The following is a 19,858-nucleotide window of genomic DNA, read 5'->3' as shown; positions in this document are numbered from 1 at the left end:
TCTCACGAGGCCAGGGCGAAGTCGTCCTGCACCAGGTCGGTCTCTCCTCGGCAGGTCCAGGGAGAGCAGCCGTCGACCACCCCGTTCTCCAGTTCCTCCTCCATGGGGGCGCGGTCGTCGAGTTCTTGCTGGCGGGCGGCCCACTCGGCAGCCGTGACGTGGTCGATCGGGGCCTGGTCGAGCGGCACCCGGGAGCGGTGGAGGAACGCCTGCCCCAGCAGCTGGTTGCCGCCGGCGTTCGCGCGGGCGTTGCCCTGGCGGATGGCGGCGTCGAATTCCACGACGTCCTGCCACTCGTCGGGGCTCGTGTCCCGAATGTGCCGCCACTGCGCGTTGCCGTGGAACGGGCAGCCCAGACAGCTGGACTTCGGGGTGTCCGCGAGACCCAGCGAGGTTAGGTAGCGGACGCAGTCGGTGCGCGACCAGCCCAGGTCGATGAGCGGGTGCCGGTTGCGCATGTAGCGGACGTCGGCGTCCTTGGCGCGGTGGAACTCGTCGGTGGAGATGCCGACCCACTGCTCGACGAAGACGTCCTTTGGGACGCGCTGCGGGTAGGGGTAGCCGAGGAGTTCCCGGACTTGTCGTTTGATCGGTTTTATCTTGTATTCGCCGGTGCACTGGCGACGGGTCATGCCCTGCTTGCCGTCCTGGTTGAGGATGTACAGGGGCATGGAGGCGAAGCGGTGACCGGGGTCGAGGGCGTCGCGTCGGATGTTGCCGGAGGAGACGCGCAGGATCGGTATCCCGGCGGGAGCGGCGATCTCCTTCTCCAGCCGGTTGAGGTGCCGGTAGACGGCGTGTGGCTCCCAGCCGGTGTCGGCGAAGATCGCGTAATCGGCCTTGGGGAGATGGCCGTTGGCGGAGAGGGCGAGCATGGCGCTGGACTGGACGCCGGCACCGAGCGATATACAGACGAGCGTGGGCGATGCGGGAATCTGGGGGCTTCCTTGTGTGAACGAGGCTGCGGCAGGAAGGCAGGCGGTGTGCGCGTGTGGCGCCGTCAGCGGCGTGCGCGGGCGGTGGTGGCCGTAGCCGGGGTGGAGACAGGGCGGGCCGCGGACAGGCGGATGTGCAGGGGGGAGCCGATGACCGTGCTGAGGACGGAAAGACCGAGAGATGTCAGGCGGACGCGGTCGCGTAGCGGCCCGCCGGGGAAGAAGGGGGGTGCGGAGGCGGGCTCGCGGGTGACCAGTTCCTGGGTTTCCAGGTGGCGCAGCACGTCGATGCCCACCGACACGGTGTGGCCGTAGCCGCGTTGCTCGTACTGCCCGGTAACGATGACATGGCCACGGGCGACTTCGAGCAAGGCGTCGCGATGGCCGGCGTCCATGCCGGGGACGGTGGTGCTGCTGCGCGCCCGGTCGGGAAGTCTGGCGGCAATATGCGTGGCGGACTCGACGATGGCGGCGGGAGCGAGGGCGGTGAGTTCGCGGGCCAGCCGCAGGTACTGACCGAGCCCGCGACGGGAATCGGGGGGTGCGTGCGCTGCATCGCTCTCGGGCAGAGCTTGCTGGGCGGCGGTGAGGTAGCGGGTGGCACCGCTGGTCAGGTAGGCGATCTGCTTAAGCCGTACGACGGCGCTGGACACCGGTTCGATGGCAGGCAGGCGCTGCTGCCGGACCGCTGTGATGGAGGCAAGGGCCTCGCGTTCCAGACGCCGGGCGGATGACACGGAAGCACCCGGATCATGAGGGGCGCGGCCGGAGAACAGCAGGTCGATCCGGTCGTTGTGCTCGGTGTACAGGTCGGCAAGCGCCAGCAGCCGCTCCACGGGCATCAGCGGCACGGGCGCGTCCACGTCGAATAGGGGCGTGTGGTTGTGGTCGGGTGGTGTCGTCATCACAGGTTGCGGAGGTAGACGGGGTCAGCGCAGACGGGCGGCACGCTGGTCGGGGAGTGGCGCCGGCACGGCGAGCCCGCCGGGCGGCTGTGCGATCTCACAGACAGGCTCGACTCCGGTTCATGACGAGGGATTTCAAGAGCGCCAGGTGTGGTGGACCGCCGGCCTCCGGCCCCGTCGCAAGGGTTCAGGGGGCTTCCCACAAGAGCCGGGCGATGCGGTCGTTGCCGCGGTCGGTCCGGGGCCGGCGGGGGGTGTGCCATCCGGCCCGGGGCGGCCGGCTGGCGATGACACGCCAGCCGGCCCCGCGCAGGGACGCGCCGCTCTCGCCGTCCTGTGTGTAGGTGATCAACCGCCGGTATCCGAGGGCTTTCGCCGCTCGCCATGCCGCTCCGTACAACAGCGAGTTGGCGTTGCGTGCCCCGTCACTGGCGGTACGGGCCACCTCCAGGGTGGTGCCGTTATCGAGGTGGCGGGCGACGGGTCGGCCCACGATCGCCACGGCACGCAGGGTGCCTTCCTCGTCGGCGGCTCCGACGGCGAAGATCTGTCCTGGCGGGGGCGCGTGGTGCCGGTGCCAGGTCCGGACGAAGTCCTTGGCCTCGCGGAGCGGACCGGCACCAGGTGCAGCCGGCACTCGCTCATGCGGCCTGCCCGTAGTCGGACTGGCTCGGGGCGTGCTTGGCGACGGCACGCTCGGTGATCGCCTTCGAGGCGCGGGCCGAGGCGGCGGCCAGTTCGTCTGCACCGGGCTCTGCGTACCAGGGGCGCAGGTCGAGCATCGCGGCGCGCATGCCGGTGGCGAAGACCAGGGCGGTTCCCTTGGGCAGGGCGCGGACCGCATCGGCCGGCAGGATCCGCTCCTGCCGCATCGACACGGACGTCGACTTCCCGGACTCGGAGGTGGAGGTGGAAGTGGTCTCGACGTCGTGGTCACCGATCAGTCGGGACAGCTTGTCCGCGAAGTCCGGGTCATCGATACCGGAGCCGATGACCTTGACGGTCGCGGCCGACCACATCGCGTCCATGCCCGCGTCACCCCAGACCTTCTGGCCCTGGCGGTAGGACTGCAGGATCGTGATCGGGATGATCCCGCGTGAGCCGAGGTGGGAGTACAGGTCCGGCAGGTCACTGATCTTGCAGACGTTGGCGGCCTCGTCCAGGATCGCCAGCATCGGCGGGTCGAGCCGGCCGCCGGCGCGCTCGGCCTGGGCGGTCGCGGCACGCATCACGGAGTCCGCGCACGCGGCGATCAGCGCCGACGCGCCTCCGCCGCCGTCCTTCGACAGCAGGTACAGGGTGTCGGTGGAGGTGACGAACTCGGCGGGCCGGAACTCGGGGACGTCCTTCTGCGGGGTGACCCAGGCGGCGATCTCGCTGTTGAGGAGGGCGGCGGCGTACTGGCGGGCGGTCTCGTAGATGCCGTCGCGGGTCTCGGGCGGGCCTTCCACGGTGCCCTTGAGCTGGGCGGCGACCGCGGTGAAGTCGTGGTCGCGCAGGATGTCGAGTGGGGTGCGGTCGGCGGGGAAGGCCAGCCACTGCATCACGTCGGTGATCGGCCGGTCATCGAGCGCGGCGGCGAGAAAGAGCTGGCTGAGGATGTTGGATCCGGCCTTGGACCAGAAGTCGCCCTGCTGGGAGGCGTCCACGGAGGCGGCGAGGAAGTGACCGGCCAGGCGGCCGGCGCCGTCCAGGGTCTTGGCGTCGGCGAGGGGGTTCCACCACATCTCGCGGGCGGCGTGCGCGATCTGCTGCGGGTCCATCGACCACACCCGGCCCACCGCTGCGCGGGCGTCGAGGGTGGCGGTGTAGGCGTCGCCGGCCGCCTTGTTCGAGGTCAGCAGGACGGGGCCCGGCGCGTTGAGGATGGAGGGGATCGCCAGCGAGGTGGTCTTGCCCGACCGCGGCGCCATGATGGCGACGGCCACGTCCTCGTACCCCATGCGGACCTCGTGCCTGGTGCCTTGGAGATTGCCGAGGAGGATGCCGGTGTCGCGGGCGTCGATGTGCTTAGCGGTCTTCAGGCTCGGGCGCAGCGAGCGCGCCTTGTCGGTGATCGCCTTGGCCATCAGAGGCTCGATGTCCTTCGGCTTGGCCATTCCGGTGATCTTCTTCTTCCGGCCGCCGCCGTTGCTCTTGTGCCGGGCCCACAGCAGGCCGGCTGTTGCACCGAGGGCGAGAAGGACGGTGACGGGGATGATGCGGGCACCGATCAGCAGGGACGTTTCTCCGGCCGTCGGCCAGAGCTGGTCGGGGTGGAGCAGGGCGGTGGTCGGCTGGTACGACGCCCAGGGGTGTTCGGTGAGGCAGGCGGTGATGTTGCCGGACAGCCAGGCGAGGTGGGACAGGGGGACGACGACGGCGAGGACGCCCATCAGGAGACGGAAGGCGATGTCGTAGCCGTCGGAGTTGTTGGCGGAGGTGGGAGGCAAAGGGCTACGTGCTTCGGTGCGGGGACAAGGGCATCAGTGGGTGCGGCCAGGACCGGCGGACGGGCGTCGGGGGATGGCGGTTGGCGCTGCCGGGGCCGCGTGTCGGGCGGCGAGTTGGCGGACGCGGTCCTCCAGCGCGGAGGCGACCTGCTGGGCCGGTACTTCCTGGCGGGTGTGGGTGACCAGATCTGGGTTGCGGGTCGGGAGGCTGAGTACCGTGCCGGTGCGTGCTGCCGGGTGCGGGTCGGTGAGCGCGGTGGTGAATGCGGCGATCAGGTGCTTGGGTGTGTGCTCGCCGCAGCGGGCCTGCCACACCGGGGGCCGTGCGTCGTCCAGGACGGCGCCGATCCACCAGGTCCCTGTCGTCTCGTGGACGTCGACCCGCACGGTGCCGTCGGGTGAGACGAACCGGTGGGGGTTGTAGGACGGCGACCACCCGGCGGCCAGGAGCGGTGCCAGGGGGTCGTGGGTTTTGTCCCGGTCGGTGGTGGGATCGGTGAGTGCGTCGGTGAAGCCCGCGATGATCTCGACGGGGGTGCGGGCGCCGAAGCTCGCGTACCAGGCGGGCCGGTCCTCGGTGGGCGCGTGCTGGAGCGTCCACCACTGGCCGTAGGGGTCCGGTTCCAGCCGCAGGAGGGCCTTTTGGTCGGGGCTGGAGAGGATGACGCGCGGCATCAGGGGGTCGTGGCCGTGGCTCCAGCTGCAGGCGTGGTGCAGGGGGACGGTGATCCATGCGGGATCACCGCCGCCGGCCAGGTGACGTGGAGCAATGAAGTCGACGTCGACCGTCTGGGAAGGGCCGTCGTGCACCGTCACCTCCGCGCTGCCGCGGTTCGGCCAGTGGCCCGGGCTGGTCGCGTGGTGGGCGGGGGAGCCAGCGGGGACGGCGCGTGCCGGGCAGCGTTGTTGATCTCACTGATCACGTGACCGTGGGTAGCCCAGTCGTCGAGGTAGCTCCAGCACTCGGCGCGGTGCTCGGCAAGGGCGGCGTCGAAGACGTTCGTCCCGGGCTTGCCGTCGGCCGGGAGACTTTCGCGGGTGCGGAGCCACTCCTCGTGCAGCGTGTTGAGGCGGTCCAGCGCGTCGCGCAGGACGCCGAGCTGGTAGATCCAGCGGGTCTGCGCGGTGCCGGCCGGAACCAGAGACAGTTGTGCGTCGGCGGTGTCCAGCAGCTGCTGGGCGCCTGCGCGCAGGTCCTCGAACGCTGCGGCGGTGTCGGCATCGCGCTGTTGCTGGCGCAGCCCGTAGGCGTGGTCGTCGTACGGCCAGCCGTCGAGGTCGGTGTGCTCGTCGGAGTAGACGTTCCAGGCGTCGAGGATCTTCTTGACCTCGCGGATGTAGCCGTCGAGGTGGCCCAGGAACTCACGGTGAGCGTGCGGGTAGGAGATAGGGGTGTCCTTTCGCGGGGTCAGCGGCGGGCGGCCAGCCGTGCGGCGGCGGGCGCCGCCGGGGAGGTGCTGGGTTTGCTGTTCTGCCGGCGGGCGGCACGGACCTTGGCACGGATGCTGTTGAGACGGTCCGTGTGTGCCTCGACGATCTGCTCCGGCCTGAGCGGGCTGGGTGTCTGAACGGCGCTGTGGTGGGCGGTGCGGTCGCCCATCCCGCGCTGGAGCGGGGCGGGGTCGACGAGCGTGGTGAGGAAGGCGTTGACCAGGTGGTCGGGCGTGCGGTCGTCGAAGGAGGCGTGCCACAGCCGGCGCCCGCGGTCGGGATCGTGGATCTCCACCTGCCAGGACGGGAGGGAGTCGGAGCGCCGTTTGAGGCGGCAGACAGCGTCCGGTGAGCTGGCCGCGCCGCGTGCGTCCAGGAGCCATCCCGCAGCGTCCGCCACATCCAGCGGGCTGCTGTGTTCGGTGGGTGCGGGGGCGACGAGGGCGTCGGTGAAGCCGGCGAGGACCTCGGCGGGCACGAGTTCGCCGAAGGTTGCGGTCCAGCCCGGCTCGGTGTCGGTGGATCCGACCCACAGCCGCCACCAGGCGAACGTGCCGGACTCCGGGACGAAGTCGAGGCGGTAGCGGTGATCCGGGCTGCTCAGGACGATCTCGGGGCTGAGTGGGTCGGAGGTGCGTTTCCATCCGGCGGCGGCCAGGCCGTGGGTGACATGGCGGGCGTCGCCGGGGCCGGCGAGGTGACGGGGACTGGTGTCGAACGGGATGCGCCAGGCGTGCCTCCTGGCGAATTCTTCGAGCTGCTGTCCGCTCACCGGCACGTGCCGCACCCCAGCGTGCGCGTCGGTTCGGAGGAGGCGTACAAGGCGCGGAGGTCGTCGATGACGTAGTGGAGAGTGTGCTGGTCGGTCTGTTCCCAGGCGGCACTGCGCAGTTCCTGGACCAGAAGGTCGACCTTATGGTCCAGCGGGGTGTGCGGGCGGTGGGTCTGCACGGTGCGGGCGAGGGCACGCAGGGCGTCGGCGAGCTGGACGGGAAGGCCGGTGTACTCGTCCAGCAACGGCTCGACCAGGGCGAGGGCTTCGGCGGGGTCCGGGTCCTGGCGCAGGTATTCGGTGAGGCGGGAGAGGGTCTCGGTGGCGGCGTGGACGCTGTCGGGGGTGAGGTCGGGCACAGAATTCCTTGGTGGTGCGGGTCAGCGGTGGGCGCGGAAGGCGCCGGCACCGGCGTGGTGTCGGGGAGTGGTGCGGGGGCGTGGGCTGCGGACGGAGTTGCGGGCCCAGGTGGCGGCGCGGGCGGCGGTGATGCGGGCCTGTTGCCAGGCGCTGAGCTGGGAGGGCAGGACGGACACGGAGGTGGTTTGGATCTTCGTGCTGTGCGGGACGCGTCCGCGGGGGCGCATGACCGGCTCCGGAGAGGCCAGCGCGGTGGAGAAGGCTTGGACGAGGTGCATGGGGGTGCTGGGTGCGAACTGGGCGGTCCAGCCGTTGCCGCGCTCGTCCCGGGCGCCTGACCACCACAGGGCGTTGCCGTCACCGTCCTGGCGGAAGTGCATCCACGCCGTACCGTCGGGGCTGGCCGCCGTGTAGTTCCGGCCTTCGAACTGCGTGTGCCAGTGCTGTTCTTGCAGGGGCGCCCACACGTTGGGGGCGTGCGCGGAGCGGGAGCGGGTGAGAGCGTCGGTCAGTCCCGCGACGATCTCCACCGGCGCCTGCCGGCCGATCACTGCCCACCACTCGGCCTGGTTGCCTTGTGCCGCGCTGCGGATGGTCCAGCCGCCGGGCTGGGTGTAGGGGGCGTAGGAGAGGCGGACCGCACGGTCGGGGCTCTCCATGACCAGAGGGCCGCCCTTCTTGGACTTGTCCTGCCAGCCGGACGCGCGCAGGAACTCCGAGACGTGACGGATGTCGCCTCCGCCGGCCAGCGCCCGGGGCTCGACGAGGTAGTGCTGCTCGGCCTGCTCGCCCGGCCCCCAGCCCTGCCACTGGGTGTTCCTCACCGGCGCCGCCGGGCGACCAGCGGGGCCGGGGCGGGAGGCTTGCTCGCTGCCAGGCCCGTCCGTGTGCCGAACTGGACGAGGGTGTCCTTGTGGTCGTCCAGGTCCCGGCCGATGCTGTACAGCTCGTTCGCGGCCCGGCCCAGGGACAGCCACACTTCTGCCGGCAGCGCACCGCGTTCGGCCTGGTGCCGGGCAAGGCGGGACCCGGCTTCGACGAGTTGTGTGAAAGCGCCGAGGATGCCGTCATCCGGGTTGACGATGCGCGCGATGACCTGGACGGCTTCGTCGGCAGGCAGTTGGTGCAGATCGTGGGAAAGGTGTGCGAGCCGCTGGGTGATCTCGGCGGTCAGTCGGGCGGTGTTCTGTGTCGGGTGCGGCATGCTCCTCCAGGCGGTAGATCGGGATTACGGGCGGGTGGTCCGGCGGGCTTCACTGAGGGCGGCCTCGGGGCGCGCACTGGCCAGGAGACAGGTGCGGTCGGGACCTGCCGGTATGCAGGCGCGCAGGTAGCGGCGGAACACGGCGGTCGCCAAGCGGGGGCTGAGGCGCCGGCTCATCGGCGGGGGTGTGCGGGGAGTTACGGGCTTCTCCGAGTGGTTGTTCGGGTGGGGGTGAGGGCGGGCCCCGGCTGGGGCCCGCCGCGTTTACGGGGTACGTCCGGTGGGCGCGGGGCGCCGGGAGGTGGCGGCAGGGCCGCCGGGCGGGTGGGTGGTCTGGCGGGAGGTGCCGGATCGGATCTTGTGCAGTGCCTGCTGGTAGGCGGCCTGGTCGAACACCTCGGGTGTGCAGTTGACCTTGTATCCGGCCAGCAGGAGGGTGGGGATGGCGCAGGTCGCCAGGCGCTGCTGCTCGGCGCTGTCGAGGTGTGCGGGGACCTCGTGCCAGATGTAGACGGGCTCCGGGGTGGGGAACTGGTGTCGTTCGAAGCCCAGCTGGTCGAGCTGGTCGAGCAGCTTCGCGGGCGCACCGGTCGGCGTCTCGACGTAGATGGTGGTATTCAGCCATCTGCGGTAGATCTCGACGTCGGTGCCGTACTCGTCGGCACGGTTGCCCATGACTCTCCTGTTTCAGCGGTTGCGGGATACGGCAGCGACAGGACGCTGTGCTGGGCTGTGCGTCCTCACGGCCTGACCCGGTTGGGCGGGCATGCGGGCGACGTCGTTCCGGACGCGGAGGATCTGGTCGGCGGCCCGCGAGAGCGCATCAGCCGCGCTCCCGAGCTGCGCAGCCGGTTCCAGGTTTGCGCCACTGGCGCCGGGCTGCAGGGACCACAAGCAGGCGACCGCTATGGCCTGCCGGATGAGCGGCAGAAGTCCCTCGGCGGGTGCGGCGATCTCGGTCAGGAGGGCAGCCCTCTCCTCGCCGCTTGAGGCACGAGTGCCCTGTTGGGCCAGCTCAGCGACGTACCGCAGTGCGGCCTCCCGGCCGGCGTCGGGTACTGCGAGGGCGTTCAAAGCTGGGTCGAGGTGAACGCTGTATCCGGCGCTCAGCAGGGCGTGCGATGCGGCCGTGGCTTTCCGACGCTGTTCGGCGGCGGGAAGACCATGGGGAAGACGGTGGTACGTGCCGCGGGGGCCGGGGTGATCGAGGAAGCCGGCTCGCTGCAGGAGAGCGGCGGCTTGCTCGGTGCCGCCCAGGGCGACGACCAGTCCGCTTCGCGCGTCCTTGGCGATGGTGACGTACTCCAGGACATCGAAGTCGGGCTCGACCTCGCTCATCGCGTCCGGGCCGCCGGCGCCCGGGACGCCGTCGGGGCCGGCGGGGCTGCCGGCGCCGTGGCAGTGGGGGCGATCCGGCCGGAGGGGTGCTGGAGTGCGGTGCCGATGCCGTGGGCGCGCAGCTGCTGGCCGGTTTGGCGGACGGCACGCGCCTGCTTGTAGGTGTCGTCGCCGGAGAGCCGGTACACGCCGGTCTGCTCGTCCTTGACGAAGCCGTTGGCGGCCAGCACGTTCGCGGCTGTATCCCCGACCGGGGCGGCGGCGAGGCTGCCGTCCGGCTGCCAGGTCAGCACGACCCGGTCCGGCTGCGAGGGCACGATGTCGTCCATGGCGTTGAGGCGGACGCGGGCCAGGGCGGTGTCGTAGCGGGCGAGCAGGTCACCGGCGACCTGTTCTGCGGTGAGGAAGGGATCGTCGGTCACCGCGATGCCATTGGGCTCGGGCACGCCGCGGTACGCCTCGTTGGGCAGGCCGCGCGGTGCAACTGCGGCGATGAGGAAACCGTCGCGCTCGTCGTGCCGGTCGAGAATGACCAGCTGGGCACCGTCCGGACGGGACAGGACGGCCGCCTGGTGCAACGGGTGCGCGGCGAGGGATTCGGCGACGAGGTCCAGGTCCCAGACGCGGTCGGCCAGCTCGGCAAGAGCCTCCTGGTCCTTGGCGGGGTGGTGGGTGCTGCGCCAGGTACCGGGGAGTTCACCGGCGAGAACGTCTGCGAAGGAGGCGAGGCGCTCGGGGTCTTCGTGGTGGTGCATGGAGTCCTTGGCGGGGGAGGGGGTGGTGTCAGCGGCGCGGTCCGGCGGCCACGGGCGGGGGGACCGGGATGGCGCGCGGCGGAGGTGGGCAGGCGCACACGGCGGACCGCTCGCGTTCGTCGGCAGGGACCTCCTGGGTGCACGCGACGCGGCCGGGGTGCAGGGCATGCCGGTCGGCGAGGTCATTGCGCGTGTGCACCAGGTCGGTGCGGACGACGGCGAGGCGTTCCTCGGCGAGGTAGCGCAGCCGTCGCGCGGTGTACGGGGCAGTCGGTGCGCCAAGACCGTCGTGGAACTCAGCCGCCGCAGTGAGGACTTGACCGACGGCATCGAGGATGCCGTCGCAGGGTGCAGCCAGCTCTGTCAGGATCTCAGCGACCTCCTCTGTGGTGGTCGCCTGCCGGATCCGGTCGGCGAGCTGGGCCACCGAGGCACCCAGCGGCTCGTACTGCGCGGGGCGGCGGTCGGTGTCGAAGGCCGGGTCGCAGTCGACGCGGTAGCCGACCGCCCGCAGCCGGGCCACGGCTTCGGTGGCCAGGCGGTTCTCCTCGTCCTGCACCAGGCCGGCGGGAGCGCGGTGGTAGGTCTCGTGAAGGCGGTGGACGGGCACGAAGCCCGCCCGTTGAAGCACGCTGTGGGCTTCCGGATCGCCACCGCGGGCAAGGACCTCCTCGGAGTGCGGGTCGCGGCGGATGGTCAGGGCGCGGTCGGCCAGAGGCAAGGGAAAGGTTTCTCCTAAGGTGAGTGCCCGGCACAGGCCCGGGCGGCCGGTACCACTGGCGCTGCGGTCAACCGCTTGGAGCAGGTGGTCAGGCGGGCAGCGGCGTCATCGAGGTCCTGCTGGATGCCGTAGAGGCGGCGGGCGATCAGCTCCAGCTGGTGCGCAGTGTCGGGACCGGTTGAGGACTGGAGAGAGGCGCGGTACGCGGTGTGTTCGATGAGGCCGCGCACGGTGGCCAGCGGACCGGACCGCTCGTCGGCGAGCTGGGCGAGGACGGTGGCGAGTTGAGCGGAAGCGGTCGGTACGGCCCTGGCCCCCTGCCGGTCGTCGGATGCGGACGTGGTGGTGGTGAGGCGCAGGTCCTGCTTAAGGCGGTGGGCATCAGATGCGAGCCGTTGCAGCAGGTCGGCTGCCAGGCGTGCTGGCCAGAACCGGAACGATGTGTCCCTGGTGGCCTGGGTCCGTGGGCGCGCCAGTGTGGGGGTGCGGCCGGGGCGGCGGAGAGGCAGTCTCACCGGCCGCCCCGGGCATCGGCGATGTGGACCAGTTGGCCGAGGGCCGTGGTGGTGTACCAGCCGCAGTCGATAACAGCGTCGGCGTGGTCGGCGTACTTCGGCATCAGATGATCAGCCATGGCTCGCAGGTAGCTCATGCAGTCCGGGCAGCGGCGCGAGAGGTGCACGAGGTAGCGGGGGTGCGCGGTGATGAACGTCTGCGCTCCGCCGTTGGGATCGCGTAGCCGCCAGCCGTCCTCGTCGGTCGGGGTGTGCCAGGACGAGGCGACGACCTGCATCGCATCCCCCCACAACTCGGCCCCCGACACACCCTTGACGACCACGACTTGGTCGCCGGCCTCGAAGTGCCCATGAGTGATGTCCCGATAGGGCGTGAGGGGATCGGGTGTCGGCGCGAAGGCCGGGGTGGATGGCGGGGTCCAGGATGGTGGGAGCATGCGGATCCTTCCACGCTGTGCGTGTGGCGGCGGGAGGATCAATGGTCCGCAGGATCACCGGTTTGGCTAACCGGCGATCTGCGGCTATGTTGCGCCCCGATCCGGAGGCCGGTATGCGCCGTGCTCTGGCGGAAAGTCACTCGCAGTAGACGCTGTCACGTGGGTAGAGCGCCGGGGAGAACGGCATGTCGGATCACCTTGGGGGGGGTAGCAATGCGACGGTCACCGATTTCCGGCAGGGATCGTGGCGACGCTGTTCATCCTGGAGGCCGCAGCATCCGGTGGTCTTAACTGGGCCAGACCCAGAGGTCGTTTTCGCCTGAGTTGCCCGTGTATCCAGTGGATTGTTAGACCGCTGGGTTCTGGTGATCTTACTGCTGAGGGGCGGGTTGATTACTGCTAATCAGGTGGGGTGACAGGCGAGGCTGGAAGTGGCTTGTGCCTGTCTCACGCCAGGGTGCCCGGCCTTCGCTGCCGAGTGCTTCCGTTGTCGCGGCTGTGCGCCGGGGCGAAGTCAGTCCGCGGCGGTACGTGGAGACACCCCGACGTGACGCCCTTACCCGAGTGATCCGTCCGATGTTCGCTGGGAGTTGATCGAGCCGGTGCTGTCGGCCTGGCGCTTCGAATTCCGAAACGATGGGCTGTGGAGCGGACACCATCTCTTGGCCCGACCCGACACCACAGGCCAAACGTCACATGCAGTGATGAAACACCGAGAAAAGCGACCTCTTAAGGGGCTTCATCGACGCCGTGGTGGAGGTACCAATCACTGCTGGCTAGCCCGTAGCGCAGGGCTGTATCCCAGGCGTTTGGCCCATGTGTACGGGCGTGCTGCTTAGCGGCCTCATATAGGTGATCGGTCAGGGCGGGTATGCCTCCTTCGCTTCGTATCTGCCGGTGCAGCCACTGGTCCGCAGTCACCACGGACACACTGAACTCGGCATAGCGGTCAGCCAGTTGGAATGTGTCGAAGTGGTACTCCACGCGGGCACGGAGCTCAGCGTCCCAGTTGGGCAGGGCCTGGATGTGGAACTGCACGGGCCAGCCCGTGATGTCCGCAACGAGATACCGGCCAGTTTCGCCGGGGCGGTCGTAGTAGGGATGCAGGGTGCGCTGGCCAGCGGTGATGCCGATCCGATCGCCTTTCATCTGGTTGCACTTGCCGCAGGCCGGCACCAGGTTGACCGGACAAATTGCGTACAGCGGCAGTGCCTCCTTGGGCAGGTGGTGATCGAGCGAACCGATCTCACTGTTGCCGCACAGGAGGCAGCGCCCGAACGGTGCGCGGGCCTTGAGCTCGTCGTACTTCCTTCTCCCGTCGCGACGCCCCACCAGCCCTGCACTGTAGAGGGTCTTCAGATGTACCCCGTCACGGTCCGGTGTCTTCTTCTCGGCGTCGCGCTCGTAGATGGCAAGTGCGTAGAGCCGGTCCTGCTCGGCGAAGTAGGTGTACTTCTTCTCGGCTGCGGACAGGTCTCCTTCGCGGGCCAGGAGCCGCTTCTTCAGGACGGGGTCCTGCAGGCGTCTGCAGGCGGCGGTCAGTGTGTCTTTCACCGTCATGGCCGGAGGGTCGATCGGAATCATGAGGTGCTTCCCTCCCGGCGGAGGGTGAGGACACGCAGCAGACCGCGGGCTTCGCTGCCCAGGGACTCGAAGTCCGCCACAATGTCCTCGTAGCTCCGCCCCGCGTCAACCTCCCTGGCCAAGGCCGCGTAAAAGCCGGTGGCGGCGGACTCCAGGCCGAATGCCTCGTGCGTGAGTGCGCTGACGTTCTCCCCGTAGGTCTCCATCTGGGGCCGCTCCGCTTTCACCACGTCGCCGTAGCGGCGCAGCGTGTAGACGCACGACCGCGGTACCTCCTGCAGGACGACCGGTGAGTGCGTAGCCACGACCGCCATCCCGTTGACGTCGGACAGGAAGTCCGACAGGGCGCGGATGAACGCCGAGAGCAGGGGTGGCTGAAGGTGGGCTTCGGGCTCGTCCACGAAGACAACCGTGCGCTCGGTCACCTCATGGACTAGCCGTGTCAAGGTCAGCAAAGCGATCTTGTGGCCAGAGCTCATCGGCTCAAAGAGCTGCTTCGCGGCGGCTTCGAACCGGCGGTCAGATCCCTCGGACAACAGCGCTTCGAGGTCGCCTTCGTAGTCGTCCAGAAAGCCGGACTCCGGATACCGGAGCGTAGCCATGATCTGTTCCCAGCGGCTGCGCCGGGCACCGATACGGGCCGTGGCAAGACTGCTGGCGAATTCCTCGGACAGGTCCTCACCCGTCTTCAGGCGCTGCGGATCACTGCCGTCCCGCAGCCCGATGTACGCGAACCCCGCAGGCGCGTCCTGGTGGTGAAGTAGTTCATCGAAGGCGCTGAAGGACACCAGCACCACGTTCGGTGTGACCTGGGCAGATCGGGACGTCGTGAGCTGTCTGACCTCGATACTTCCCGAGGCTACCCCGGCAGCCATCGCACGCATCATGCTGGTCTTGCCCACTCCGTTGCGGCCGATCAGTGCGTGTACGTTGCTCGGCGGCAGTGACGCCGGGATGGCACGGAACTGCAACTTGGGCGGTTCATGGCCAGCATCGGGAGGTCGGGGAGGCGTATAGTCCCACTCGAAGGTGACGACCCGCTCTCGGCCTCGAGCGATTAGGTGCAGGCGCTCCAGTTCCGCTCGAGGATGGCGGACGTCCCGCATTAGGGAGTCTCTGAAAACCCGCAGATCCCGCACACGGTCCACAACGTCGTCGCTGTAGTCGTATGCGATGTCTCGCAGGGCAGTCAGCACGCTGACTCTCTCGCCATCAGTCAGCGTGCTGAGCGCCTCGTAGTACCGGTCATCGACGCCCAGGCTAAAGAAGTCCTCGTCGAGAGCAGTGAATCGGCGTGGCAGCCGACTCTCCGTGGCGTTGAACTCACCACGGCCACCTGACCCCATCTCAACGTGCCCGATACGGACACCGCCAACGGTCTGCGAAACACTCCCGCGACGCTTGATGCGCAACTTGTATAGCGTCACGAAGCCGTAGTCGTTCCAGTTGTCCGGCACCAGAAAGGCGCCGTCGAACTCCGCAGGTAGATCCCGTGGCCCTTCCACCACCACGAACTGCATGACGCCCCCTCATCCCCCAGCTCGCCCTTGATCACACTGTAATCCAAAGACCGCGACCAGCTACAGAAACCCTGAGTCGGACGACGTGCTGCCCACCCGGTCGGCAAATAAAGGGTCGTTTCTTCCTGGTGTTTCATCACTTATGCGACGTTTGACGTCTGGAGTCGGGTTGCGCCAGGAGATGGTGGTCTCGTTGGTGAGGCGTCGGACCATGAGGCCGGTCATGGCGTGTGGATCAAACGCACAAGGCAGTTCCCCATCATCATGGATGGCGAGTACCGGGCGGGTCGCGCGAGGTCCCCTGCTCACTACTTCGGCGCGGTCAGTTCCTAGCGAAACGGGTTCTCGGTACCACGGTCATGCTCGGTGGCGGCGTCGAGGAGTTCGGGCAGGTCAGTACCGTCAGCGTCGCGCTGATCGATCCACCACCCGGCCCGTGTGACCGTACGGGCTTTCTCCTCCAGATCTGCCCAATCGGCCTCGTCCCAGGTGCCTTCGACAACGAGCGTGGTGTGGGCTGCAGTCATGAGCTGGTGGCGGGAGCGTTCACCCCAGTCCACGGCGCGTTCCGGCCCTTCCAACGGGGGCATGCCGAACTTGGTGGCCCACTCGGCGGCGGCCCGCTGTTCCTCGGCCCGCTTGACGGCAAGCCACTCTTCCTTGGAGGCAGTGTCCTTGCCGCGGGTGGCCTTCCAGCAGTCGGTGCAGTCCCGTTCGCCGAGCCAGCGGGCGAACCCGGCCCGCCGGTCGGCGGCGCGGTCGGACAAGTCATGGACGATTTCGTGGCCGCAGGCGTGCTCGACGGTCCACTTCGTATGGACAGCCATAGATCGATCTCCTTGAACGGGTCGTGTGTGAGTGAAGGTGAAAAGGGGCCAGCCCGCCGAATCCGCAGGCGGTCCTACGCTCGGCGGGTGACGGCCGTGCTACGGGGCGGCGCTGGGGGAGGTGTGGTGCTCAGGGCGGGGCGGGGCCGCATCCGCGGTGGTAGCGGGGTGCGGTATGGCGGCAGCACGCCGACCGTGGCGGCGAGATCCTTGGCCGCGTCGTGCACCTCGCGGGTGAGGAACGTGAGTTGCCAGCCAATGGCGTCGAACTGCTGCCGGCGGACGGTGTCCAGCTGTAAGAGAAGCGGCCCGCCGTATCAAGGAGGCGCTCCAACCGGACCAAGGGACCGGCTTCGTAGCCTTGCTGCGGCGGTGAGCAGGGCCTCGGAGACCTCGCCGGCGGTGCGGGCCTCGATGACCTCTTGGAGCAGCTCCTGCATCGGAAGGTTTCAGCGGCGGGGCGGCCTGCTGGGCGGTGCATCGGCAGTCATGGCCGGCGGCCGTGAGGGCGCGGCCGGCGCCTCCTGGCCGGGTGGGTGAGGGCGAAGACCGGGGTCGAGGTGCACCGGGTAGCGGGCGGCGGTGAGCATGTCTGCTGCCCAGGCCGCGTGCTCGTTCTCCCAGCCCTGGCCGAGGTCGAACGGCAGCCGTATCCAGTGCCCGCGCAGGGCCGGCAGGAAGAGGAACCCGGCTCGGAGCAGGATGTCCCGCGCGAACGCGTCGATGGTGCCGGTGACCTCGACCTCGCCACCCCGCCCGCGGGTGATGCGGATCGTCTCACCGCAGGGTGTCATCGGGAGCGTCCAGCCGACAGGTGAACGGTCGGAGCGTAGGTGGGCTTCGGTGGGATGGCTCGCGTGGCCGGTGCGGTGGTGGTCGGCGCCGCACGGCGTTGGGGGGAGCGCATGGCCGCGGCCTGTGCGATGCGGGCGCGACGATCCGAGACATCGTGGCGCCGTACCGGGCGCGGTGCGGCGGCCGGTGCGTCCGGATCGAGGCCCATGTCGGCGGACACCGAGTAGCCCTGGGCCCGCAGATCGCGGACGGCCTGGCGGGTGCGGCGCGGACCCTCACGGTCGGGCTCGGTGAGGCGGTAAAGCCCGGGACGATCGGGGGTGGGCTCGAACTGCTCGCGGGTGAGGAACCAGTGGGCCAGGTGCGCGGGCATCGTGGCGGTGAAGGAGGCGACGAAGCCGTGCTGGGGATGAGTGCCGAAGGCGAAGTGAGTACCAGGGTCCAAGTAGGTGGGTCTCCTTAGGAATCGGGTGCCGGTCAGCGATGGCGTGCCTGGCCGGGCGTGAGCCGGTGGGGCGGCTGGGGAAGGGCAACAGTGGGGCGTGGGCGAGGGGAGGCAGCGCGGGCCTGGCGCAGAAACTGCTGGCTGTGGGCGAGCCAGGTCTCGATGGCCGGCCGGGTCTGTGCTCGGTGCTCGGCGCGAGACAGCGGAACGCCGCTGTTCAGGTCCTCGCGAACCTGCAGCGTGGTGAGGAGCGCGACGGCGAGCTGGTCGAGCACCTCGGCGTCCTGCGGCCACGCGCTGGCCGCTGGACGGCACTGGTCGAGTAGCGCCGGGGCGTGGTCCAGGACGGTGAGGAACTCCCGCCACGCGCTTTCCAGGAACTCGCCGACGGCCGTGGTGAACACGGGGGGTTCGACGCGAACGGCGCCGCCGGGCTGGGGGGCGGCAGGCAACTCATTCCAGGAGCCCCACTCCGACTGGATGAGGTCGAGGGCCTCGGCCACGTGCGCGATCCGGCGCTCGTGGACGGCGCGGTCGTAGGCGGGCAGGTAGCGCTGGATGATCACCTGCGCGGCGCGGCCGGGGAACGGTGGCACGGTGATGCTGCGGGGAGCGTGCGGATCGTCGAACCCCTCACCGAACGGCTCTGGTACGAAGCGCCGACGAGGTAGCTCAGTTGATGACCGGGGTGTTCGACGAGAAGCAAGGTGGTGCCGGAGATGGGGTCGGTGAGAGTGGCGGCGTAGGGGATTCGGTCGGTCTGTACGACGCGGGCGAGTTCGCCGCAGTCCCACAGGTAGGCCACGAGGTCTTCCTGCCACACCGGGTGGGAGTAGATCTCGACCCGGGTGTCCCACTGGCCGGGCAAGCAACGGGCGATGTCCTGGGCGGTGTCACCGATGAAGCGCCGGCTGCTGGCCGTCACCTGTATCCCCCGCGCCTCGGCACGCTCGGCCGAGTGGGCCAGGGTGGCTCTGACTGCCGCCTCGTCCGTGTAGGTCAGCTGGTACACCCCGGCCTCGCCCCGGCGAAAACCGGCATCGTTCAACGCGCTTTCCGCGGACTTGTACTGCTCGCCGGTCGCAATGGCGACGACGCCGACATTCCGGCTGTAGGTGAGCGTGATCTGTGCGTCAGCCACGCAGGGCCTCACGGTGCAGGAGCGAGCGCAGGCTGCGGCCGTACTGCCAGGCGTGCTCGCGGGCGGCGCTCTCCAGCTGGTCGTATCCCGGCTGGGCGGTCATCTGCCCGGTGTGCTTGCGGTAGCGGTAGACCGGCAGTGGCAGCAGGATCCCGGGAGCGAGGCTGGTGATGCTGACGGCCGTCATGTAGTCCTCGCCCTGGACGAGGCCGCCCATCGGGGCCGCGCGCACCAGCTCGGTGCGGGCCAGGATCGTGGTCGGTCCGATCGGAATGGTGTCGGCCGGTGAGCGCCAGTACGTCCATACATCCCCCGCCTGGTGCCGGCCGGGCGGCGCGGGGCACCGCCAGAGCGTGGTGCTGCCGTCGGGGTGGAGGTCCTCGCTCCACCCGGCGCACCAGCCCACCCCCGCCTGCTCCAGGGCGCCGAGCCGGGCGGCCATTGCGTGGTCTGGGAACAGGTCGTCGTCGTCCGCCCAGTTCACGTACGGAGTGCGGACGAGATTGAGGGCGAGGTTTCGGGCGCAGGCGGCGCCGACGGGCCGCGGCACTGTCAGGGTGCGTACGCGCGGATCGCTGGCGAGCGCTGCCGGCAGACGGTCGGGGCCGACGCCGTCGAGGGCGAGGACGGCCTCCCAGGGCACGGTCTGCCGACAGAGACTGCGGTGCATGGCGGTCAGGAAGCCGAGGCGGTCCTCGCGCAGGCGGGTGGCGATGACGACCGTGATCAGGGGGGTGGACAGGGCGAGGTCTCCGGTGTGCGGGGGCGGGTGGGTTAGCGGCGTGCGGCCGTGCGGGGCCGTGGCGAGACCGCGGCCCGAGCGGTCCGCGGGACCGTGCGCGTGGAGGTGGCGAGCGGCGAGGGCGTGGGCGCTGGCCAGTCAGCCGGATGGTCGCTGAAGAGGGTGCGGGGATCGGTGTCCCAGCCGATGACCGGACCGGCGTCGGCGTGGGGCACGCTGATCACTTCGATGCCCTCGGAGCGCAGGACATAGCCCCACTGCACGTCCTGGTCGGCGGCGGTTCGTTCCGTGACCGTCATACGGACTGGTGGGGATCCGTCCGGGGTGATGAGGTGGTCGAAGGTGCGGCTGGGCCACTGCTCGCCGCCGGTCAGCGCCGTGAATACCTGTGGTGGCGCGCCGGCAAGGAGGTTGGTGCCCAGCTCGTCCCAGCCGACGGCCACGCCGTCGACGAGGTGTTGGACCATGGCTTCGACGTCGCCTTCGAAGCGGTACTGGAAGGCGGCGAGGAGCAGGGGCAGCTTCGTGCTCGGCTGGCCGTCGAGCTGGACGTAAATGCCGTCATAGCCACTGGTGGTGGGGCGGGCGATGAAGGAACGGGTCGACAGAAGGAGCCTCCAGAGGTTGTGATCAGCGACCCGGGGCCGCACCGGTGGGCGGTGCGCCGGGCGGCGCGGGCGGGAGGCCGGGCCCAGCGCGGCCCGGGAACGGGCTGGGAGTGGGCGGCGGTGTCGGGTCGTACTCGGCGCGCAGGATCGCCAGATCCGCTTGATGGCCGAGGGCCAGCGCCGACAGGCTGTCGCTGGCCGCCCTCATCAGCATCTTGGGCGGTGAGCCCAGCTCCGCTCCGCGGTTCTGGCCCCGCCACCGGGCTGCAGCCACAAGGTACTCACTCACCGCTTCGAGCACGGGTGCGGTGGCATCCAGCAGGCGCTGGGTGACCGCACTGGCCTGCGCGGGGGTCTCGGCGGCGGCAAGGGCATGGAGATAGGGGCCGAG

At 69.7% G+C, this 19,858-nt stretch carries 24 protein-coding genes and 1 pseudogene; 1 reads left to right on the top strand and 24 read right to left on the bottom strand.

Annotated features, from left to right (window positions below; translation table 11 throughout):
• Positions 1 to 2: 2 nt before the first annotated feature.
• The 15 genes from AC07DA_RS33765 to AC07DA_RS33695 all read right to left on the bottom strand — a co-directional run bounded on the left by AC07DA_RS33765 (position 3) and on the right by AC07DA_RS33695 (position 11,805).
• Positions 3 to 875: an adenine nucleotide alpha hydrolase family protein gene (locus AC07DA_RS33765; RefSeq protein WP_351348430.1), complete on the bottom strand. Its 873-nt coding sequence runs from the start codon at positions 873 to 875 to the stop codon at positions 3 to 5.
• A gap of 125 nt (positions 876 to 1,000) precedes the next feature.
• Positions 1,001 to 1,798, bottom strand: coding sequence for a hypothetical protein (locus tag AC07DA_RS33760; RefSeq protein ID WP_479132030.1), 798 nt, complete (start codon positions 1,796 to 1,798; stop codon positions 1,001 to 1,003).
• 229 nt (positions 1,799 to 2,027) lie between these two features.
• Entirely contained in the window at positions 2,028 to 2,477 is a 450-nt protein-coding gene (locus AC07DA_RS33755) for an XF1762 family protein (RefSeq protein ID WP_351348436.1), read from the bottom strand.
• A 4-nt stretch (positions 2,478 to 2,481) separates the two neighbouring features.
• Positions 2,482 to 4,272, bottom strand: a complete 1,791-nt coding sequence (locus tag AC07DA_RS33750; RefSeq protein ID WP_479132029.1) for a type IV secretory system conjugative DNA transfer family protein — start codon at positions 4,270 to 4,272, stop codon at positions 2,482 to 2,484.
• A gap of 33 nt (positions 4,273 to 4,305) precedes the next feature.
• Positions 4,306 to 5,082 carry an SPDY domain-containing protein gene (locus AC07DA_RS33745; protein WP_351348442.1) on the bottom strand — a complete coding sequence of 259 codons (777 nt, stop codon included), beginning with the start codon at positions 5,080 to 5,082 and terminating at the stop codon, positions 4,306 to 4,308.
• A 598-nt stretch (positions 5,083 to 5,680) separates the two neighbouring features.
• On the bottom strand, positions 5,681 to 6,475 hold the full coding sequence (locus tag AC07DA_RS33740; RefSeq protein ID WP_351348445.1) for an SPDY domain-containing protein: 795 nt from the start codon (positions 6,473 to 6,475) through the stop codon (positions 5,681 to 5,683).
• Positions 6,472 to 6,834 carry a hypothetical protein gene (locus AC07DA_RS33735; RefSeq protein WP_351348448.1) on the bottom strand — a complete coding sequence of 121 codons (363 nt, stop codon included), beginning with the start codon at positions 6,832 to 6,834 and terminating at the stop codon, positions 6,472 to 6,474. Before AC07DA_RS33735 ends, AC07DA_RS33740 begins: the two co-directional genes overlap by 4 nt.
• Positions 6,835 to 6,855: 21 nt before the next feature.
• On the bottom strand, positions 6,856 to 7,659 hold the full coding sequence (locus AC07DA_RS33730) for an SPDY domain-containing protein (RefSeq protein WP_351348451.1): 804 nt from the start codon (positions 7,657 to 7,659) through the stop codon (positions 6,856 to 6,858).
• Complete coding sequence (locus AC07DA_RS33725) at positions 7,656 to 8,039, bottom strand: hypothetical protein (RefSeq protein ID WP_351348454.1); 384 nt, start codon at positions 8,037 to 8,039, stop codon at positions 7,656 to 7,658. Before AC07DA_RS33725 ends, AC07DA_RS33730 begins: the two co-directional genes overlap by 4 nt.
• Before the next feature lie 264 nt (positions 8,040 to 8,303).
• On the bottom strand, positions 8,304 to 8,714 hold the full coding sequence (locus AC07DA_RS33720) for a hypothetical protein (protein WP_351348457.1): 411 nt from the start codon (positions 8,712 to 8,714) through the stop codon (positions 8,304 to 8,306).
• Between the two features lie 12 nt (positions 8,715 to 8,726).
• The gene (locus tag AC07DA_RS33715; protein ID WP_351348460.1) at positions 8,727 to 9,377 is read right to left on the bottom strand and encodes a hypothetical protein; all 651 of its coding nucleotides are present in this window, start codon (positions 9,375 to 9,377) and stop codon (positions 8,727 to 8,729) included.
• On the bottom strand, positions 9,374 to 10,132 hold the full coding sequence (locus AC07DA_RS33710; RefSeq protein WP_351348463.1) for a hypothetical protein: 759 nt from the start codon (positions 10,130 to 10,132) through the stop codon (positions 9,374 to 9,376). Before AC07DA_RS33710 ends, AC07DA_RS33715 begins: the two co-directional genes overlap by 4 nt.
• A gap of 28 nt (positions 10,133 to 10,160) precedes the next feature.
• Positions 10,161 to 10,853: a hypothetical protein gene (locus AC07DA_RS33705; RefSeq protein WP_351348465.1), complete on the bottom strand. Its 693-nt coding sequence runs from the start codon at positions 10,851 to 10,853 to the stop codon at positions 10,161 to 10,163.
• Positions 10,854 to 10,867: 14 nt separating this feature from the next.
• Positions 10,868 to 11,368: a hypothetical protein gene (locus AC07DA_RS33700; RefSeq protein ID WP_351348468.1), complete on the bottom strand. Its 501-nt coding sequence runs from the start codon at positions 11,366 to 11,368 to the stop codon at positions 10,868 to 10,870.
• Positions 11,365 to 11,805 (bottom strand): hypothetical protein, encoded by a 441-nt coding sequence (locus AC07DA_RS33695; RefSeq protein ID WP_345576835.1) that lies wholly within the window; start codon positions 11,803 to 11,805, stop codon positions 11,365 to 11,367. The genes AC07DA_RS33700 and AC07DA_RS33695 overlap by 4 nt, the downstream gene beginning before the upstream one ends.
• Before the next feature lie 551 nt (positions 11,806 to 12,356).
• Between AC07DA_RS33695 and AC07DA_RS33690 the strand changes: the two are divergent.
• A pseudogene (locus AC07DA_RS33690) lies at positions 12,357 to 12,449 on the top strand (IS5 family transposase); the annotation flags it as partial.
• Positions 12,450 to 12,534: 85 nt separating this feature from the next.
• Here AC07DA_RS33690 and AC07DA_RS33685 read toward each other — a convergent pair.
• The 9 genes from AC07DA_RS33685 to AC07DA_RS33645 all read right to left on the bottom strand — a co-directional run bounded on the left by AC07DA_RS33685 (position 12,535) and on the right by AC07DA_RS33645 (position 19,509).
• Positions 12,535 to 13,389, bottom strand: a complete 855-nt coding sequence (locus AC07DA_RS33685; protein WP_351348471.1) for a hypothetical protein — start codon at positions 13,387 to 13,389, stop codon at positions 12,535 to 12,537.
• A complete protein-coding gene (locus tag AC07DA_RS33680) occupies positions 13,386 to 14,909 on the bottom strand; it encodes an ATP-dependent nuclease (RefSeq protein WP_345576831.1) in 1,524 nt (507 codons plus the stop codon). Before AC07DA_RS33680 ends, AC07DA_RS33685 begins: the two co-directional genes overlap by 4 nt.
• 329 nt (positions 14,910 to 15,238) lie before the next feature.
• Positions 15,239 to 15,736, bottom strand: coding sequence for a hypothetical protein (locus AC07DA_RS33675; protein WP_351348474.1), 498 nt, complete (start codon positions 15,734 to 15,736; stop codon positions 15,239 to 15,241).
• 449 nt (positions 15,737 to 16,185) lie between these two features.
• A complete protein-coding gene (locus AC07DA_RS33670; protein WP_345576827.1) occupies positions 16,186 to 16,530 on the bottom strand; it encodes a hypothetical protein in 345 nt (114 codons plus the stop codon).
• On the bottom strand, positions 16,527 to 16,976 hold the full coding sequence (locus AC07DA_RS33665) for a hypothetical protein (RefSeq protein ID WP_351348478.1): 450 nt from the start codon (positions 16,974 to 16,976) through the stop codon (positions 16,527 to 16,529). Before AC07DA_RS33665 ends, AC07DA_RS33670 begins: the two co-directional genes overlap by 4 nt.
• Positions 16,977 to 17,008: 32 nt before the next feature.
• On the bottom strand, positions 17,009 to 17,572 hold the full coding sequence (locus AC07DA_RS33660; RefSeq protein ID WP_479132025.1) for a hypothetical protein: 564 nt from the start codon (positions 17,570 to 17,572) through the stop codon (positions 17,009 to 17,011).
• Complete coding sequence (locus AC07DA_RS33655; RefSeq protein WP_351348484.1) at positions 17,539 to 18,117, bottom strand: hypothetical protein; 579 nt, start codon at positions 18,115 to 18,117, stop codon at positions 17,539 to 17,541. Before AC07DA_RS33655 ends, AC07DA_RS33660 begins: the two co-directional genes overlap by 34 nt.
• Positions 18,110 to 18,847 (bottom strand): glycosyltransferase family 2 protein, encoded by a 738-nt coding sequence (locus tag AC07DA_RS33650; RefSeq protein WP_479132038.1) that lies wholly within the window; start codon positions 18,845 to 18,847, stop codon positions 18,110 to 18,112. The genes AC07DA_RS33655 and AC07DA_RS33650 overlap by 8 nt, the downstream gene beginning before the upstream one ends.
• A 44-nt stretch (positions 18,848 to 18,891) precedes the next feature.
• On the bottom strand, positions 18,892 to 19,509 hold the full coding sequence (locus AC07DA_RS33645) for a hypothetical protein (RefSeq protein ID WP_479132023.1): 618 nt from the start codon (positions 19,507 to 19,509) through the stop codon (positions 18,892 to 18,894).
• Between the last annotated feature and the right edge of the window lie 349 nt (positions 19,510 to 19,858).

The organism is Streptomyces sp. NPDC044921, from assembly GCF_056432865.1.
Note: the sequence above shows the minus strand (reverse complement) of the source record. Positions and strands in the feature narration are given on the sequence as shown.